The sequence below is a fragment of the Rhodococcus sp. NPDC056506 genome, assembly GCF_042794945.1.
Lineage (GTDB): Bacteria > Actinomycetota > Actinomycetes > Mycobacteriales > Mycobacteriaceae > Rhodococcus_F.
In genome coordinates this window covers 82,390-99,701 of sequence record NZ_JBHTSW010000001.1, presented here as the reverse complement: position 1 = coordinate 99,701, position 17,312 = coordinate 82,390, and the positions used below count along the sequence as shown (strand labels likewise).

The following is a 17,312-nucleotide window of genomic DNA, read 5'->3' as shown; positions in this document are numbered from 1 at the left end:
AACCTAAACCGAGTGGAGTAAAAGTGACAGCGGTGGAGGATCTGACCGAGGTTGCCTCCCGGGCCGTCGCCGCCGAGCGTGACGCCAGGTCGGTGCGCTGGCACAACCCGGCAGCCGTCCGCAAGGCCGCCGCGTCCGTCCGTGATTCGCTCGACGACGAACGGTCAGCGCTGAGCCGACCGTCGTACAGCGGGTTGTCGCCGTCACCGCACATGGCTCGCCAACTCGAACTGATCACGACATTGCAGCCGCCACTGCCCGCCGACGCCGGCATCAGCACCGCCGCGCAGGCCGAGGCCGACGCCGTCGCCGCGGTGACCACCGCACGGATAGCCTTGCGCGCCGCCCACCTTGCGGTTCTCGAAGCACGCGTCGCCGCTCTCGACGCCGGTGACACGGATACCGTCGCCGCTGCGATCCGTGGTTACGTCCCGCTGAATTCGGGCAACCCCGTCGTCCGGCATGTGCAGGATCTTGGCTACCGGATCCGTGAGGAAGCACGGCACGTCGTGAGTGGTAAGCCTCGGTCGATCGCTTTTCGGCTGGGGCTGAGCCTCGGAATGGGCTTGGCGTACCTGGCATTCATTCGCCTCTTCCAGTGGGACGCCAAAGAAGATCGACTGCCTTACCTTGCGCTGTATGCACTCTCGGGTGTGGTCGGAAGCATCGTGTGCACCAATGCACTCAGCTTCGACGCCGGCCGCGTGCGCGCTGCGCTGTCCGGTGGAACGAGGCTCTGGCACGTGCTCGTCGCGAAGAACGCGGTGATGCTGCTCCTCGTCGGCAGCGCCGGGTTCCTGCTCAGCGTCATCCTCGCGTGGCGATCCGGAAGCAGTACAGATCTGGTCAAGGCCTGCGGCCAGGTGCTGACCATGGTCCTGCTCTGGTTGGGAGTCGCCAACGTGATGTCGGTGAGCCTGCCGCTGCGGGCCGAACCGATGACGGCGCGGCGCCACGACGGCACGTGGAAGCAGTTCCTGTTGTCCTTTGTCATCTCGTACGGTGTCGGACTGATCGTCAATCTGATGCTCTACTGGCGAGTCTGGGCAAAGACGACGCTGCTCGAGCAGATGGGTGGGCCGTGGATTCCGGTCCTGTTGCTCCTCGCGAGCGCGGCGGCGACCTGGCTGTTGCTGACCGTCCTGGCGGTACTCCTGGCCGACCAACCACGCTTCCGACGCGCCTTACAACGGGAGATGGTGGTCTACCGCGAAGAAACCAACCGCCCGCAGGCGACCATTCAGCACAATTCCGGCTAATGTAACCGTGCGTGGCTGATCCGGGCACGTCGCGAGTACACGCAGTGTCGAGGAAGGCGTGACCCATCATGTCCGTAAAGCCTGGCGCGGCCGCCACATCGGCCGCCGTGAGCACCGCCTCCTGGCTACCACTCATCGTGGTAGTCCTCACCCAGATTCAAGCGTCGTTCGCCGTCAATGCTCTGACCGTCTCGATGGCCGGCATCACCACCGATCTCGACACGCCCGCAACAAGTGTCGGCACCGCGATCACCGCGGGCACCTTCGCCATGGCGGCCTTCATTCTGCTGGGAGCCAAGATCGGCGCCCGCTACGGAACGCGTTTGGTCTTCCAGATTGCCGTCGCGATTCACGGCCTCGCGATGGCCGCGGTCGCCCTGAGTCAGAGCCCGGCCATGCTGTTCGTGGCGCAAGCTGCGTCCGGCGCTGTGATCGCTCTCATTGCTCCCGCGTTGACGGTCTTCATCGCCACCAACTTCAGCGGCGATCAGCAGGCAAAGGCCATCGGTTACCTGGCAGCAGCAATCCCCGCAGCCGGTGTGCTGGCGCTGCTGATCGCCGGTTCCTTCGCGACGACGATCGGGTGGCGCTACTCGTTCGCCCTCGTCGTGGCTCTCGCTGTGGTCAACCTGATCCTGAGCTTCCGGGTCAAACCTGTTCCCCCGCAAAAGGACATCACCATCGACTGGGCCGGCGCCGCCATTGCTGCCGTTGCCGTCATCCTGCTCAGCTTCGGTTTCAGCGGCCTCAACTCGTGGGGCGTCATCCTCGCCACCGACGCTGCGCCGTTCTCGGTCATCGGTGTTTCACCCGCGGCCATCCTGATCGTCCTCGGCGCCATCTGCGCGCAGGGCTTCTTCCAGTGGACGCGAAACCGCAAGGCTCAGAACAAGCCTCAGCTCTTCAACCTAGACGTTCTCAAGACCGGCGCCGAGCGCGCCACCACGATCTGCATGGCCACGATGATGTTCGTCGGAACCGCGGCCAACTTCCTCATCCCGCTGTACATGCAGATCATCCAGGGCCGCAGCAGCTTGCAGACGTCGTTCTCGATCATCCCGTACACACTCTCGATCTTCATCGCGAGCACCGTCGTCGCACGTCTCTACAAGACGTACTCCCCGCGTCTGATCGCACGAGCCGGGTTTGTCGTCGTGGCCACCGGACTCATTCTGTTGGCCTTCACCATCCGCGGCGATTGGCATCAGATCTTTGTCGTCATCGGCCTGATCACACTCGGCCTCGGACAGGGCGCCATCGTCGCATTGGTATTCAACACCCTCCTCACCGCAGCTCCCAAGGAACTCGCCGGTGACGTCGGCGCCTGGCGAGGACTGGTACACAACATGTCCGGCAGCGTCGGCATCGCGGTGGCCAGCGTCTTCGCCGTCGGAATACTCGGTTCCCTCGTCAGTTCGCAGCTGATCGACAACCCCACCATCCCGGCGTCACTCAAGGTCGAGTCCGGGATCAACCTCGATCAGGTCAACTTCGTCCCCAACGATCAACTCGTCGTGACGCTCGAAAACACGTCGGCAACACAGGCACAGATCGACGAAGCCATCCGGATCAACACCGAAGCACGCCTGCGTGCGCTGCGGACCTCGCTACTCGTCCTCGCCGGACTCTCCCTGCTCGCCATCATTCCCGCCGGCCGCATGCCCAACGAAGTACCTGCTCTGGAAGAACCGAAACTCACGAAGGGCAAGAAGTAACCGATGTCCAACCAAGACCAGTTCGGCCCGATCGAATACGTAGCCGTCGAGTTTCCCGGCGGTGCACCGACTTCGGCAGGATTCGAACAGCTGCTCACTCTCGTCGACACCGGCGTGATCCGCATCCTCGACCTCGAGTTCGTCACCAAAGCCGCCGATGGATCAGTGGCCGTCGTACCAGCGTCGACCTTCGAGCTTGCGGATTTCGACTTGGCGCAGTTCGACGGCGCTGCCTCCGGACTGCTCGATGCCGGAGACATCACCGCCGTTGGTGAAGAGTTGGCCGCCGGAAGTGTTGCCGCCGTGCTCGTTTACGAGGAACTGGCGATACTGCCGGTGATCGACGCGTGGACACGCAGCGGCGCAAAGATTGTCACCGAAGGTCACCTGACCTTGGACGAACTTGCTGTCGCACTGGACAATACGGAGAAGGACGCATGAGTTTCTTGAGGCGAGCCGGCCGGGTAGCCGTCGCAAGCTCCATTCACGGCAATGTTCAGCGTCGTCAGCGCACGCGTTGGGCGGCCGAAGATCAGGCCCGCGCAGCACAGGCCCAGCCGGTGCCACCGATTCCCGATCTACCACCCCTGCCGCCGCAGGCAGCTCCGACAGCATCGATGGACTTAAAGCTCGAACAGCTCACCAAGCTCGGCGAACTCAAAAACGCCGGCGTGCTGACGGATGCCGAGTTCGAGATCCAGAAGGCGCGCATCCTCGCCTGAACTAGCTGGGCCGCCCCAATGCAAAAGCCATGACGGGTAACTGCGTCGTCGCGAGATTCAACAGAGATGCCACGCGCCCATCCGTGAATCCCGCGATGGCGCAGCCCGCAAGTCCCATCGCCTCGGTCACGAGGTACAGATTCTGAACCAGCACACCGGCATCCACGTGCATCGTGCGGTAGTGCCGCGTCGCGTACTTCTCGAGCGGCGCTTCCACGTTCGCGACGACGAACAGGAGAACCGGGAACACGTCGGCGAACTCGGGCTGGAGAAGGCTCGCTCGAAGGTGGTCTCGCACGTCGCCGAGCCGGACAGCTTCGGCGCGGTCCTGGGCGTACCGGTACACCCCGACTCCGAGCGGATCACAGGGCCGGGTGAGACCCATCAACACCGTTACTTCGCGCATCCCGCCCGCCGTCGGGCTGCTGACAAGACTGTGGTGCAACACGTTTGACAGCTCGCCTGCTCGGAGTGCCGTCTGTGCGGGGTCGTAGCGGCTCCGTCGTGCCTGCAAGACGTCCGCGAACCCGCGGGCCGGCAGTGACGTCGGGGCCGGCAGTTCCACGAATTCACACTTCACCGGCGGCAATGCGTCCGCGTCGAACGGTAGCTCCGACGAACTCACCGTCCGGTCCAGCGCAGCATGCAGCGATACGACGGCCTCGATCCGCGCGAGTGCGGTCACGAACCCGGGTGCAGCAGGCGAGACACCTCGCCGGCCCCGTCGATCGAGACCAACTCGCCGGCGAACCACGCCTCCGGAACGGCAAAGATCGCATTCGACGCCGCGGCCGGGGTCCCGGCAAATGCCGTCCGCGCAGCATCCAGGGTGGATTCCCGAGCCGACTCGGTGGAGTAGACGACGAGGATTGCCTTCGGCGACTTCGCGAGCACCGATTCGGTGGCTACCTGGCCGAAGTACTTTCCGTCGGGAAGGTCGTTCTCGAAAAGATTGCTTCCCCCGGCGGCCTCGAGCACACTGCTGTAGAGGCCCCTGGCCAGAGCATAGGACTGTCCCTCCGAAACCTGAACCATCACAGTGGGAACCGGCTCTTTCCCGGCGACAGATGCCTCGGTTGCGGCGAGGGACTTCTTGCCGTCTGCCAGGAGAGTTGCTGCCTCGTCACGTGTTCCGGTCAGGGTACCGAGACCGTCGATGTCGGACCAGACGTCGTCGATCCGTCCCTCGGTGACTGCCTTGTGGCAATACCCGCTGTTCACGAAGATCGGGATGCCGAGGTCGCGCAATTCGTCCATGGTCTGCAATCGGTCACCGTCGAACCAGTATTCCCCGTCGGAGACGATCAGATCCGGACGGGCGTCGAGCAGTGCTTCTTTCGCGGGAACTCCGGTGCTCAGTACCGGCACGGCCGCGAACTGATCAGCGAGTTCGGGACTGGGAGGAGAGAGGTCGGTGTTCGATTGTCCGACAATGCGGTCGGCAGCACCGAGCTGAATGAGAAGCTCCGTCATCGACGGATACAGCGAGACTATCCTTTCGGCAGTCTTGGGCAACGTGATGTCGCGATCACAATTGGTGACGGTGATTTTCTCGGACGAGGCTGCCGCCGAATCGGCAGTGGAGTTCCCGCACGCGGTCAGTACGGCGGTGGTGGCCACGGCCGAGCAGAACAGCGCGGCAGTACGTATCGAGGTTTTCAAGAGACTGCTTCTTTCGTAGGTAGGAGAGGAGGGGCGAACGAGAGCAGGGGGCGCCCGGTCAACGGATGAGTGCCGAGATGCACCTGAACCCCGAAAACTTCGGACAGCAGATCCTCGGTCAGGACCTCGGCGGTCGGTCCCGATGCGACAACTGCACCCTCTGAAAGCAAGCACACGTAGTCGCAATACGCTGCGGCCAAAGCGAGTTCATGGATCGCGACAATCGTCGTGGTACCGAGTTCGGCGACCAATTCCATCAATTCGAGTTGAGCACGGATGTCGAGGTGGTTGGTGGGCTCGTCCAGGACCAGCACCGACGGTTGTTGAGCGATCGCCCGGGCCAACATCACACGCTGCTTTTCTCCGCCGGACAGTTCGGCGAAGAGACGTGATCCAAAGCCCTGCATGCCGGTTCGCACCAGTGCTGCGCTGACGATGTCTCGGTCGATCTCACCGAGTCGAGAGAACGCGCTGTGATGCGGCGTCCGGCCCGTTGCAACAACCTCTCGGACGCTGAACGAGAAATCGGATGAATGCTCCTGCCCCACAACACCGATGATGCGTGCTGCCGAGCGGGGCGAGAGATCGTCCCACACGTTCACCTCGTCCACCTTCACGATTCCGCTTTGCGGCTTCATCGAGCGATACAACGCGCGCAGGAGAGAGGACTTTCCACTGCCGTTCGGTCCGACGAGTCCGACCACGCTTCCCTCGGGCGCTTCGAGATCTACACCCGAAACCACCAGGCGCCCACCCCGAACGACGTGAATCCCGCTGGCCGACAATCTCATGACTGCGCACCTCCGTCGCGTCGAAGTAACCAGAGGAAGAATGGTGCACCCAATCCGGCGGTGATGATCCCGAGTGGTAATTCGTTGGGCGCATCCAACATTCGAGCCGCTAGATCGACGATCACCAGGAAGGTGGCACCAACCAGCGCGGTCGCGGGGAGCAGCTTGCCGTGATCGGATCCGACCAGAAGTCGTACGGCGTGCGGCACGAGCAATCCCACGAAACCGATTCCGCCGGCAACGGATACGACAACCGCGGTCAGCAACGACGCGATCACCAGTAGTAACAACCTGGTCCGGCGCACGTCCACGCCTACCGATTGCGCACTTTCGTCGCCCATAGCCAGCGCGTTGAGTTGGCGCGATTGTGTCAACAGCACCGCCGCACACACGGTGATAACCGCAGCGGGCACACCGAGATCCGACCAACTTGCCCCGCTCACCGAGCCCAGCAACCAGAAGAGCACTCCCGAAAGTTGGCTCGGATCGGCGCGCAACTGCACAAAACTTGTTGCAGCCGAAAGCAGATAGCCGATGGCAACTCCGGCCAGGACCATGCGCAGCGGGACCAGCATTCCCTCTCGCCTACCCAGGACGAGAACCGCGATCAGGGAGACCATGGCTCCCAGGAAGGCTGCCACCGGGACACCGATCGACAGGCCGGTGCCGATGCCGGTCGTCATGATCAGTACTGCACCGAAGGATGCTCCCGAACCCACGCCCAGAATGTATGGATCGGCAATCGGGTTGCGCACCAACGCTTGCAACACGGCGCCGGCCAGCGACAGCCCGGCGCCCGCCAACGCCGCAATCAGAATGCGCGGTACCCGCAATCCCCACACGATCCGATCAAGCAACGGGTCGACCGGCGGACCACCGACGTGCGCGTACAACACCGCGAACACGTCGGCAAACGACACCGACGCGGCACCCGACCACACCGCGACGGTGGAGACCGCGACAAGCACAACCGTCGTGGCCAACAGAAACGGGACGTACCCGCGCTCGCCGACGGGGTGTGCACGCGACGGCACTCGCGGTGCTGCCTCGCTGGTCAGCGTCATCGCACTCCTGAGTAGGTGGGGTTCGCAGTCATGAACAGGTGGATCTAACCATAACGACAGTCGTTTTCATTAATAGTCACATGCTCATCTGTGCGGGTACGGTTCGGTCCGCAGCGCACTCGCCCACGCGAAGAGCGCCCCGACCAGCGCAAAGATGCACGCAACGAGGTAGGCGGTGCCGATGTCCCAGCGTCCTGCGATTGCCCCGGCAATCAAGGCGCCGACCGGCGAACCACCCCAGGCGACCATCCTCGCCGTGGTGTTCACCCGCCCCTGCAGACGATCCGGAGTCAGGCGCTGACGTGCACCGATGCCATTGAGGATGGTGACGGTCGCACAGCCGGAGTAGACGACGAGCGCCGTGATCGCGGCGCCGGTGTTGCCGGTTGTCGCAACGACGAACAGCACCACCGGGGCGATGGTCAGCGTACCGATCGTGATCGCCCCGACCGGCCACTGCGCCGGTAGGCGTGGAAGCACGAGCGCCCCGACCACTCCACCCACGGAGACGGCCGTCCACACGGCGCCGATCATCGGACTCGACGTCGAAATCCCCAGCCTCTCGGATGCGTACACCACCAGGAGCGCCGTAACAGCACCCTGCGTCAGCGAATTGACGAAGCCGATGCCGGTCAAGGCTCGCAGAAGCGGCATCTGCCAAAGGAAGCTGAGGCCCTCGCGTATGTCCCGCGCAATTCCAGGTTCCGACCTCTGCGCCGCAGCAGGGGCAACCGAGAACGAGGCTCCGATCGACGCCATGGCCAGTCCGGCCAAGACGTAGGCCAGCGCATCAGCGCCCAATGCGTAGGCCGGGCCGATCGAGGCCACAAGCACTCCCGCGATCGCCGGAAACGCAACATCGATCAACGTGCTTGACGTCCACAGCGCACTGTTGGCGGCCGGTATCGCGCGCCTTCCGACAAGCGCAGGCAGCGCTCCGAAAGCAGCGGCGTCGAACCACACGAAACACGTTCCGATGCACATCGATACGCCGACGGCATGCCAAGCAGTCAATACGCCCAGTGCCTGCGCCGCCGGAATACTCGCCAAGGCAAGAGCAGCAACGGCCTGCGCACACAGGATGACCGTCCGCCGGTTGACTCGGTCTGCCACGGCGCCGGCAAACAAGCCGAACACGAGGTACGGCAGGACCGTACCCGCAGCCGCGAGCGAGGTGAGAAACGGAGACCGACTGATGTCGAACACCAGAATCGGCATGGCCACGCCGGTGACCGCCGCACCGGCCACGGCAATGGTACGAGCCGTGAAGAACAATCGAAACGATCTGTCCCGAAACACATGTGATTGCGTTTCGGCGGATCCCGTCGTCGGGGTCTCGCTCATGTATGCACTCTCTTGTACCTGTTGCTCTCCGTCGCGATCTTTCGTACGGTGGCATCGTAATGGAAATGGTTTCCATTACGGAAGGGATGACAATGAGCAACATTTCGTTCGACAGCGTCTCCAACTCGGCTCCGGCCAATGCACTCCAGGGCGTCGGCACCAATGCCCTCGTCGACAACCCGTTCACCTTCGAGCCGGTTGCCGAGGCGACGTCCGCACACGCACTGCAGGGTGTGGGCACCAACGCACTCGTCGACAACCCGTTCAGCTTCCAGAGCTGAAACTTTCCCTGATCCAGACTGTTTCGACAGTCTGATCTGCCGATGACCCCGCCCGCATCCGACTCGTCGGGTGCGGGCACCGACAAGGAGATCCGTGTACGCCCTCGCCGACGGACACCAGCTGTATCCGACACCGGACGGTACTTGGCATTACCTGACACCCGACGAGAACGCAGTCACGATCGGTGCTCCTGCCGAAGATCTCGCAGAACTCGACAACTTCCTCCGGCGGCCGAGTTCGCTGCTCGGTGCCGGCGCGAGCGAGATCGCCGACGCTCTCGTCGCTCGCGGCGTGCTGGTTGTTCCAGGCGACGTGCTGGAGATTCCGGGTCCACAGCGTGTGCTGATGGACGGGATCGGACCCGTAGCCGATGCCTGCATCGCTCTGCTCTCCAGGGCTCTTCCGGATCTCGACGTCGTATCCACCACTGCGCCTAACGAAACCGACGTGGCATCGTCGGACCTCGTCCTCTCGGTTGCCGACGCTCCTCCTCACGACGACTGGTCGGAACTCGATACCTGGTGCCGTCGACACCAAACACCGTGGCAACGCGTCCATACGGAATTGGGTGAGATCTGCATCGGGCCCTTCTTCGACGGTATCGACAGCGCAAGCTACCGGGACGTCTGCGGTCGACGGCTTGCCGCGTCGCGTGTCCCGGAGCATCTGCAGGCGCTGTGGAATCACCTCGCCGGCAGCGACCCTCGCCCGCTTGAACTTTCACCCACCGCAGCCGCAATGGCCAGTGCGCTTGCATGTTCGGACGTCGTGGCTGGTGCGCATGGCGCACCGCCATCACACCTTCACCACCAGATCCGGATGAATCCGCGAACCCTCATGATGACTCGCCATCCCGTGCTACCACTGCCAGGCGGCGTTCTCGAACCCTCGCCGACGCTCCGGTGATCTCACTCGGCGTGAAGATCCCAGCGGCAGACGGTTCTTCGCTGGCTACGGATGTGCTTCTCCCACCAGAGTCTTCACCTCGGGGGCTGATCGTGATCCGCACCCCGTACGGGCGCGGGTGGCATCTGGCCGAGGGAATCGAATGGCGATCGCGAGGAATTGCCTTCATCTGTCAGGACGTACGCGGACGACACGATTCCGCCGGTTCTTGGGAACCGTACGTCCACGAGCGCGAGGACGGCGCCGCCCTCGCCGAGTGGCTGCAGGATCAGCCGTGGACTCCGAAGTGCGTCATCGCAAGCGGGGCTTCATACGCGGCAGGAACTGCCTGGGCGTTTGCCGCCGAGACCAACAGCGCCGATCGACCATTTCGCGTTGGCGGCGTCGTCTCCAAAGTGCCGACCATCGGAAGCGATCGCGTCAAACGTGATCCCTCGGGGATACTTCTCCTCGCCGAGCATCTGGCTTGGTGGGGCGAGCACGGAGATTCGGCTTCCTCTCGTGAGGGTTTCATCCCTGCTCTGATGCGTTCGGATTCAGCTTTGCTGGAACATCTCCCGGTGCAGTCGATGATCGAGAAAGTCGGCCTCACTTCCGATTCACCAGGTTGGTGGACGCCGATCAGCCGGGCTCGTGAACGCGAACCGCACGGCAGCGACGATCTCGTCTCCGCAGGCGAATTGTCCGAGCTCGATGTTGCCGGTCTGCACATCGGCGGCTGGGACGATGCGATGATTCGGGAGACGCTGCGACACTTCGCATCCGTGGGGCGCGGGCCACAAAGTTTGATCGTGGGCCCCTGGGCGCATGATCTCCGCCCCGGCATGGTCGGCGAGACAAGTTTCGGGCGCCTTCAGGTCGAGTGGATGGAATCGGTATTCTCGGCGCGGCCCCTGACCGTCAATCGGGTGTTCGACCGAGGCGCGGGCAATTGGTCGATCGCGCCGTATGTGACGGGTGCGAACTGCGTTCGTCTCGAACCAGATCCGAGGACGGCGCCCTTCAGCTTCACGCACCACGTGGAAGAGGGCCGAAACGACTGTGTTGTCTGGACTTTCGACATGGAGATCGAGTGTGTGCTGTCCGGAGCACCTTCGGTGGAGCTGAAAGTGCACTCGCCCGAGGGCGAAGCCGATTGGATCGTCGAGCTGAGCGTCGTAGATGCCGCTGGAGTCACCAGGTCGATCGCACGCGGCGCGGGCGTCAGCCTTCGATCCGGCACGCTGACCATCGATCTCGATCCTGTGCTCCACACCGTGCACCCCGGTGACGTTCTGTCCTTGCAGATCGCCGGCTCGGACTTCCCCCGCCTCGCACGCAATCTGGGAGACGGCGATCGCTATCGAGAGACACGCAGTCTTGCACTGCACCAATCATTTTCCGGGTCGCTGACCCTGCCGATGTTCGGAGGAACCGACCGTGGATGACTTGCTGGTCGACGCTCGGAGCGGCGTACTGACCTCACTGGAACCACACATTCGCTCGGACATGCCGACGGGCTGGGTCGGGTGGGCCGCGAGGGTGGCCGACACCCGTAACTTCGGCGGGAGCGGTTCACTGTTTCGCGCCGACCCCTACGGATTCGGGGCTTCGATACGCGACGACGCCTCAGCCCGCGGGGCGGCAACCGGTGAGGCCGTCGAAAGATATTGCGGCAACGTGGTCCCCGAAGATCTGGTCCGCAGCAGTGCATCAGCGCTGGAACTGGCCGGCTCACGGGTCGCCGATCCGGCTAAATTTGCGTTGTACAGCGAGGACCAGTACCGCCTTCCCGGATTCCCCTTTGTTCCCTTCACCTCTGATCTGAACATTCGCTGGGCCTTGGGTCACACCATGGACGAAAAAGTGCCCACCTACGTGCCTGCGGCCCTGACCTATCTCGGGTACTACACGGGCACCCGTCGCGGCGAATCACCAATCGCGTCGTTGCAGTACGCCGGCATTGCCGCGGGACGCTCCCGCGCCGAAGCCGAGATGTCAGCTCTGCTGGAGCTTCTCGAACGCGATGCCACCGCACTGTGGTGGTGCGGAGACCGGTCCCAGCCGGCAATCGAACTTGCCGACTGGGAGCGGTTGCCTGCGCACCGCCAGCTCGGGGATCTGGAGAGCGTCACCCGGAGCGTTCGAGTGCTGTTGCTTCCCTCCCCCTTCGGCATTCCCGTCGCCGCAGTCTGGATCCGGGATGACCGACGTGGACTGGTCGCGCTGGGCACGGCTTGTCGACCAACGGTGGAAGCTGCGGTGTCGAAGGCTCTTGTCGAGGCGTACGCCGTGCTCGCCATCACGATCGACCTCGCCGACCCCGACGGACCGACCTGGCGCAGCGTGGCGGACGGAACCCTGCCGTCGCACCTGTACAAACCCTTTCGGGCCGACCGTCGTTACCGAGACGAGTTCGATCCGCAATGGAAGGACGTCGTCGATCTGCCGACCGTCGCCCAGCTGTATCTTGATCCCACGATGGCGCTAGCCGCGGAGGAACATCTTTTCGACTACACCGAAACACGCTCGGTATCAGAGATTCCCGACGAGGCGCCGCTGAATCTGGCTTCCCTGGTCGCGCTTCTGGCATCTCGAGGGCACCGGCCGATTTCCGTCGATCTCACCACCGGCGACATCTCGATTGCCGGGTTGCACGTCGTCCGTGTCCTGACTCCGGGCCTGTACAACAATGCCCCGGCAGCCTTTCCCCTTCTTGGAGGTAGCAGATTGACCAGCGCATCGACCACCCGCCTACACCTGCCGGTCCCCCTCGCATGAGGTCTTCGCTCGTGGACCGCCGGACCGGGATCATTCGAGAGCTCGTCGACGCCGTTGTTCCCCAGCACTTTCCACCCGAGTTCAAGCTGATTCACTCGTATGTCTGCGATTCGGCACGCTTTTCACCCTGGTCCAGTGACTCGGCCGGTGCCGGATACTGTTTCGACCTCGGCAACCGTGCTCGGCCCACCGCTGCCGCGATAGGCGAAGCGGTGGAACGATATTGCGGCAACATCGTCGCCAAACCGATCGTCCGCTGGTCCGCTACCGCGTTGATCGGAGCAAGCATCGACCTTTCTCAGCTCGCGCGTTTCGACGCCACCCAGTACACGCGGCCGGCGTTCCCGTTTGTCGAACCAACTGAGAATCTCGAGATGGACTGGACTCGCGGAGTCGACCTGACCACGGATTCGGATGTCTGGGTACCGGCCGAACTCGTCTGGGGTTCGTATCCGCACTACGCCGCCCGGACCGGACGTGTGATCTCACCGGTAGCTCAGGCGGGTCTTGCTGCCGGGCCCTCGGTGAAGTTCGCCATCGACAATGCCTTGCGCGAGATAGTCGAACGAGACGCGATGACGCTGTCCTGGACCGGGCGGCGTGGTGTTCGGATTGTCACCGGCATGCCCGAGGCGCTCCTTCGGCTGGGCAATCACGAAAGCCTCTCGACCAGATGGCTGGCATTCGAGAGTGATTTCGGGATCCCCGTCCTGGGCGCCCTGGTTTGCGATCGACTGACCGGATACTCGACGATGGGTACCGCTTGCCACGAAGACGCGCAGACCGCTGCGTTCAAGTCACTCGGCGAAGCGCTTCAGCTGCAACTCCTTTCCGCCGATTACGACGACCCGAACAGCGGCATCGGCCGGGCCGCGGCCTCCCCGACCAGCCCGCTTGCGCCGTGGCGGTCGGACCGCCGCTATGCGGAGGTCTACCGATCGGACTTTGCCGACGTCATGGATTACGGGTGCCACTTGCAGCTCCACCTGGACCCGGAGATCCAAACACGATTCGAGAGTGAGCTGGCAGATGCCGTCGTCGGCGAGGTGGAACTCGACTCTCTGACCTCACACACGGACACCGAAAGCGCACTGACCACAGCTGGTTTCAGACCGGCATGGGTCGATCTCACCACAACTGATGTTCTCCGCGCCGGCCTGCATGTCGTCCGTGTCGTCGTTCCCGGCTGTCTCACCAATGCGGCCGCTGGATTGCCGTTTCTCGGCTCGTCCCGACTACTAGACAGTCTTGCCGGACGTCCGGCTCGCACCATCCCGTTGCCGCACTGACGCGTCGGCCTCGTCGAGTACCCGAAGTATGTTCGCTCCGTTCAGTTTGACCAGTTCGTCTACGGTCCACCCGCGGTGAACCAGTTCGTCGAGCAGGCGCGGATATCCCGACACGTCTTCGAGGCCGTCCGCGAGGGCAGGGTAGCCGTCGTAGTCGCCGCCCAACCCGATGTGGTCGATCCCGACGACCTTGCGGGCGTACTCGATGTGATCGGCAACCTCGGTGATCCCGGCGGGCGGCGACGTTCCCTCTCTTCCGCCGTCGAACCAGCGAGCGTACTCGGCGGAGACAAATGTCGGTACGAAGGTGAGCATGAGGACACCACCGTTGCCGGGCAGTCTGCGCAGTACGTCGTCGGGAACGTTACGAGGATGATCTGTGACTCCGCGAACCCCCGAGTGCGAGAAGATCACCGGTGCGGTCGAGACGTCCAGGGCGGCGTGCATGGTTTCAGGTGAGGTGTGCGAGAGGTCTACAAGCACGCCGGCGGCGTTCAGTTCGCGAATGAAATTGCGGCCCAGTTCGTTCAGACCATGATGGCGCGGGTTGTCGGTTCCCGAATCGGCCCACGCGGTGTTCGAGTTGTGAGTCAGGGTCACGTATCTGACGCCAAGTTCGGCGAAGATCCGAAGGATCGCCGGCGAGCTGCCGAGTGAGTAGCCTCCCTCGATGCCGAGCAGCGAGGCGATCTTGCCGTCGGCGATCGCGCTGCGGACCTGCGCGGAGGTTCGGGCAAGCACGAACGCAGTCGGGTAGCGCGCGACGAGACGGTGGACGAAATCGATCTGCTCGAACGTCGCTTGGACCGCTTCGGCTTCACTGGTGTTCGACGGAACGAACAGCGACCAGAACTGCGCGCCGACGCCGCCCGCCCGCAGACGGGGAATGTCCGTGTGCAGATCGGGAACTCCGGTGTCCAACCCTTCCACCGAATAGTCCCGCTTGTACTTCGACGCGATCGGAAGATCGTTGTGCCCGTCCACGATCGGCTGAATGGAAAGTGCTTGTTCGGTGACGGTCTCTGTCATCGTGCTACCGCTTCCAGGCTGGGGATGGAATCGAGAAGTTCTCGGGTGTACGGGTGGGTAGGTCGGGCGAAGATGTCTTCCGCCGATCCGCTTTCGACTATTCGACCGTCCTTCATGACATGAACGTGGTCGCTGATATGGCTGATGACGCCGAGATCGTGGGAGATGAACAACAGCGCGAGCTTTCGAGTGGAGCGCAGTTCCAGGAGTAGGTCGAGAACTTGCGCCTGGATCGAGACATCGAGGGCAGAGACGGGTTCGTCGCAGATCAGGATCTCCGGATCGGTGGCGAGTGCCCGTGCGATTGCAACGCGTTGACGTTGACCGCCCGAGAGTTGGCGCGGATACCGGCTCAGATGTGCGGTCTCCAAGCCGACCTGCTCGAGTAATTCGACCGTCCGATCCCGGTGATCGCCGTCGACACCGGACTCGGTCAACGCGCGAGAGATCAGGCGCGCCACGTCGAACCGTGGATCGAACGAGCCGAGGGGATCCTGCGAGATGGGTTGAATCCGGCGGCGGTGCGGACGACGATCCTTCTCTCGGACAGCACCGGACGAGGAGTTCCAGAGCGTTCCATCCAAGGTGACGATTCCGGAATCCGGAACGAGAAGCCCTAGGGCGATTCGGGATACGGTGGTCTTGCCAGATCCGGATTCGCCGACAATGCCGACGACCTCGCCGCGCCTCAACGTCAGCGACACGTCGTCGACTGCTGTCCTGGTCTCACCGCGACGACCGTGAAAGATCTTCCTCACTCCCGAGACGCTCAGCACCGGTTCGGCAGAGAGATCTTCGCGTGTGAACGCCCCGTTGCCGGTGAGGCGTCGACCACGGGTGTGAGAGCTGGGACTGGCCGCGAGCAAGGTCCGAGTGTAGGGGTGCACAGGTGTCGTCAAGATCTGTCGCGACGGCCCCTGCTCGACGATGCGCCCGTGTTGCATGACGGCAATCCGATCAGCCAGTGCCGCCACCACGGCGAGGTCGTGGCTGATGAGCAGTAGTGCCGTACCTTCTTGTCGCAGTCGGTCCAGAAGTGTGAGGATGCGCGCCTGAACTGTGACGTCGAGGGCTGTCGTCGGCTCGTCGGCAATCAGAACCTTCGGCCTCGCGGCCAGCGCCGATGCGATGAGTGCGCGCTGCCTGAGTCCCCCGGACAGTTCGTGTGGGGACGACGACATGCGAGAAGCAGCATCGGGAATGCCGACCCCGGACAGCAGTTCCACTGCGGCAGCGGCACGTTCGTGTCGGGGGCGGGTGCGGTGGATCGACATGGGTTCGATCACCTCGCGGCCTACGGTGCGAAGTGGGTCGAGTGAAACCAATGCATCTTGCAGGACGAGACCAATCTTTGTGCCACGCAACGCTTTGAACTGCTTTTCTCCGTACTGGGAGACGTCGGCACCGTCGATCACGAAGTTCTCGGCGCTGACCTGGGCGTCGCCGCCGACCAGGCCCAACAGAGAGCGTCCGGTGACGGATTTTCCGGAGCCGGATTCGCCGACGAGCGCCAGGCATTCACCGGCCGCGAGATGGAAGTCGATGCCGGCAACTGCGGTCACCGCGGGGTGGTCGCGCCTCGCAGGAAAGGTCACCTGCAGATTGGTGACGGAGACTATGTCGTTCACGCGAGTCCTCGTTCGGCCAGGCGGCGCTGCGCGTGACGACCCAGAGTTGTTATGGAGACCACGGTCAGCACGACCGCGAGACCGGGAAACAGGGATGCCCACCAGGCCAGCCGTAAGAACTCTCGTCCCTGGGCGAGCATGACACCCCACTCGGCGTCGGGCGGTCTGACTCCCAGACCGAGGAAGCTGAGCGACGCGACCGAGATGATGGCCGTTCCGACGCTGATGGTGGCAACTGCGACGAGGGGAAGCAGTGCGTTGGGCAGAATGTGCAGGCCGACGATCCGGCGACGGGGGGTGCCCAGTGCTACGGCCGATTCCACGTATCCCGAAGCGGCGATCGGAAGTGTCTGAGCTCGAATAACTCTCGCGAAACGCGGCACCATGCCCAGTGCAACCGCGATCAGTGTGTTGCGCGGGCCCGGCCCGAGGACGGCGATGACGAGCAGGGTCAGGAGCAGATCGGGAAATGCCATCGTGATGTCCACCATTCGTAGCAGACCGGCTCGCACCCAGCGTGGTCCGAGCACCGCCGATATTCCGACGAGAGTGCCGAGTAGCACCGCGACAGCGGTGGCACCCAGTCCGATGAGCAACGAGAACCGGGCACCGTGGACGACTCGGGAGAAGATGTCGCGGCCCAGGTTGTCGGTACCGAACCAGTGCGCCGATCCCGGTCCGGCAAAGGGCGCGGCCGGGTTGGTGGCATTCGGATCGACGCCGGTGAGCAGTGACGGTGCCGCAACGGCCACGAGAGTGATCGAAGTGAAGAGCAGAGCGAGCGTCGTACCGAAACTCGGGCCCTGCCTGTTCCGGAGGACGAACGACGGACGCCGCAGTACAGCGGTGAGAGTAGCCACG

Annotated in this window: 17 protein-coding genes; 9 read left to right on the top strand and 8 right to left on the bottom strand. The window is 63.4% G+C overall.

Going from position 1 to position 17,312, the window contains the following annotated elements; translation table 11 throughout:
- Positions 1-23: 23 nt before the first annotated feature.
- From ACFQ6H_RS00445 to ACFQ6H_RS00430, 4 genes are all read left to right on the top strand, one after another.
- Entirely contained in the window at positions 24-1,259 is a 1,236-nt protein-coding gene (locus tag ACFQ6H_RS00445; RefSeq protein WP_378642590.1) for a hypothetical protein, read from the top strand.
- 68 nt (positions 1,260-1,327) lie between these two features.
- Entirely contained in the window at positions 1,328-2,974 is a 1,647-nt protein-coding gene (locus ACFQ6H_RS00440; protein WP_378642586.1) for an MFS transporter, read from the top strand.
- A gap of 3 nt (positions 2,975-2,977) precedes the next feature.
- Positions 2,978-3,415 carry a DUF6325 family protein gene (locus ACFQ6H_RS00435; RefSeq protein ID WP_378445427.1) on the top strand — a complete coding sequence of 146 codons (438 nt, stop codon included), beginning with the start codon at positions 2,978-2,980 and terminating at the stop codon, positions 3,413-3,415.
- Entirely contained in the window at positions 3,412-3,696 is a 285-nt protein-coding gene (locus tag ACFQ6H_RS00430) for an SHOCT domain-containing protein (RefSeq protein WP_378642581.1), read from the top strand. The genes ACFQ6H_RS00435 and ACFQ6H_RS00430 overlap by 4 nt, the downstream gene beginning before the upstream one ends.
- Before the next feature lies 1 nt (position 3,697).
- Here ACFQ6H_RS00430 and ACFQ6H_RS00425 read toward each other — a convergent pair whose 3' ends face one another.
- From ACFQ6H_RS00425 to ACFQ6H_RS00405, 5 genes are all read right to left on the bottom strand, one after another.
- The gene (locus tag ACFQ6H_RS00425) at positions 3,698-4,381 is read right to left on the bottom strand and encodes a SagB family peptide dehydrogenase (protein ID WP_378642576.1); all 684 of its coding nucleotides are present in this window, start codon (positions 4,379-4,381) and stop codon (positions 3,698-3,700) included.
- Positions 4,378-5,358 (bottom strand): ABC transporter substrate-binding protein, encoded by a 981-nt coding sequence (locus ACFQ6H_RS00420; RefSeq protein ID WP_378642571.1) that lies wholly within the window; start codon positions 5,356-5,358, stop codon positions 4,378-4,380. Before ACFQ6H_RS00420 ends, ACFQ6H_RS00425 begins: the two co-directional genes overlap by 4 nt.
- Positions 5,355-6,149 carry an ABC transporter ATP-binding protein gene (locus tag ACFQ6H_RS00415; RefSeq protein ID WP_378642566.1) on the bottom strand — a complete coding sequence of 265 codons (795 nt, stop codon included), beginning with the start codon at positions 6,147-6,149 and terminating at the stop codon, positions 5,355-5,357. Before ACFQ6H_RS00415 ends, ACFQ6H_RS00420 begins: the two co-directional genes overlap by 4 nt.
- On the bottom strand, positions 6,146-7,213 hold the full coding sequence (locus ACFQ6H_RS00410) for an iron ABC transporter permease (protein ID WP_322000840.1): 1,068 nt from the start codon (positions 7,211-7,213) through the stop codon (positions 6,146-6,148). Before ACFQ6H_RS00410 ends, ACFQ6H_RS00415 begins: the two co-directional genes overlap by 4 nt.
- A gap of 84 nt (positions 7,214-7,297) precedes the next feature.
- Positions 7,298-8,557: an MFS transporter gene (locus ACFQ6H_RS00405; protein ID WP_378642561.1), complete on the bottom strand. Its 1,260-nt coding sequence runs from the start codon at positions 8,555-8,557 to the stop codon at positions 7,298-7,300.
- A 92-nt stretch (positions 8,558-8,649) separates the two neighbouring features.
- On the opposite strand from ACFQ6H_RS00405, the gene ACFQ6H_RS00400 reads away from it, so the two are divergent.
- From ACFQ6H_RS00400 to ACFQ6H_RS00380, 5 genes are all read left to right on the top strand, one after another.
- Positions 8,650-8,838, top strand: a complete 189-nt coding sequence (locus ACFQ6H_RS00400) for a streptamidine-related RiPP repeat protein (protein WP_003943543.1) — start codon at positions 8,650-8,652, stop codon at positions 8,836-8,838.
- A 94-nt stretch (positions 8,839-8,932) separates the two neighbouring features.
- The gene (locus ACFQ6H_RS00395) at positions 8,933-9,745 is read left to right on the top strand and encodes a hypothetical protein (protein ID WP_378642558.1); all 813 of its coding nucleotides are present in this window, start codon (positions 8,933-8,935) and stop codon (positions 9,743-9,745) included.
- 11 nt (positions 9,746-9,756) lie between these two features.
- A complete protein-coding gene (locus tag ACFQ6H_RS00390; protein ID WP_378642553.1) occupies positions 9,757-11,172 on the top strand; it encodes a CocE/NonD family hydrolase in 1,416 nt (471 codons plus the stop codon).
- On the top strand, positions 11,165-12,505 hold the full coding sequence (locus tag ACFQ6H_RS00385) for a YcaO-like family protein (protein WP_378642549.1): 1,341 nt from the start codon (positions 11,165-11,167) through the stop codon (positions 12,503-12,505). Before ACFQ6H_RS00390 ends, ACFQ6H_RS00385 begins: the two co-directional genes overlap by 8 nt.
- 11 nt (positions 12,506-12,516) lie before the next feature.
- Positions 12,517-13,794 carry a YcaO-like family protein gene (locus tag ACFQ6H_RS00380; RefSeq protein WP_378642546.1) on the top strand — a complete coding sequence of 426 codons (1,278 nt, stop codon included), beginning with the start codon at positions 12,517-12,519 and terminating at the stop codon, positions 13,792-13,794.
- On the opposite strand, the gene ACFQ6H_RS00375 is transcribed toward ACFQ6H_RS00380, so the two are convergent.
- The 3 genes from ACFQ6H_RS00375 to ACFQ6H_RS00365 are packed head-to-tail and all read right to left on the bottom strand — an operon-like array spanning position 13,744 to position 17,311.
- Positions 13,744-14,823: a dipeptidase gene (locus ACFQ6H_RS00375; protein WP_378642543.1), complete on the bottom strand. Its 1,080-nt coding sequence runs from the start codon at positions 14,821-14,823 to the stop codon at positions 13,744-13,746. The two genes, ACFQ6H_RS00380 and ACFQ6H_RS00375, sit on opposite strands and share 51 nt — an antisense overlap.
- Positions 14,820-16,451: a dipeptide ABC transporter ATP-binding protein gene (locus ACFQ6H_RS00370; protein WP_378642540.1), complete on the bottom strand. Its 1,632-nt coding sequence runs from the start codon at positions 16,449-16,451 to the stop codon at positions 14,820-14,822. The genes ACFQ6H_RS00375 and ACFQ6H_RS00370 overlap by 4 nt, the downstream gene beginning before the upstream one ends.
- Positions 16,448-17,311: an ABC transporter permease gene (locus tag ACFQ6H_RS00365; protein WP_378642538.1), complete on the bottom strand. Its 864-nt coding sequence runs from the start codon at positions 17,309-17,311 to the stop codon at positions 16,448-16,450. The genes ACFQ6H_RS00370 and ACFQ6H_RS00365 overlap by 4 nt, the downstream gene beginning before the upstream one ends.
- Position 17,312 lies beyond the last annotated feature (1 nt).

Coding starts and splice junctions, on each gene's coding strand:
- ACFQ6H_RS00440 (WP_378642586.1), top strand. CDS start 1,328: ATGTCCGTAAAGCCTGGCGCGGCCGCCACATCGGCCGCCGTGAGCACC.
- ACFQ6H_RS00435 (WP_378445427.1), top strand. CDS start 2,978: ATGTCCAACCAAGACCAGTTCGGCCCGATCGAATACGTAGCCGTCGAG.
- ACFQ6H_RS00430 (WP_378642581.1), top strand. CDS start 3,412: ATGAGTTTCTTGAGGCGAGCCGGCCGGGTAGCCGTCGCAAGCTCCATT.
- ACFQ6H_RS00415 (WP_378642566.1), bottom strand. CDS start 6,149: ATGAGATTGTCGGCCAGCGGGATTCACGTCGTTCGGGGTGGGCGCCTG.
- ACFQ6H_RS00410 (WP_322000840.1), bottom strand. CDS start 7,213: ATGACGCTGACCAGCGAGGCAGCACCGCGAGTGCCGTCGCGTGCACAC.
- ACFQ6H_RS00405 (WP_378642561.1), bottom strand. CDS start 8,557: ATGAGCGAGACCCCGACGACGGGATCCGCCGAAACGCAATCACATGTG.
- ACFQ6H_RS00400 (WP_003943543.1), top strand. CDS start 8,650: ATGAGCAACATTTCGTTCGACAGCGTCTCCAACTCGGCTCCGGCCAAT.
- ACFQ6H_RS00375 (WP_378642543.1), bottom strand. CDS start 14,823: ATGACAGAGACCGTCACCGAACAAGCACTTTCCATTCAGCCGATCGTG.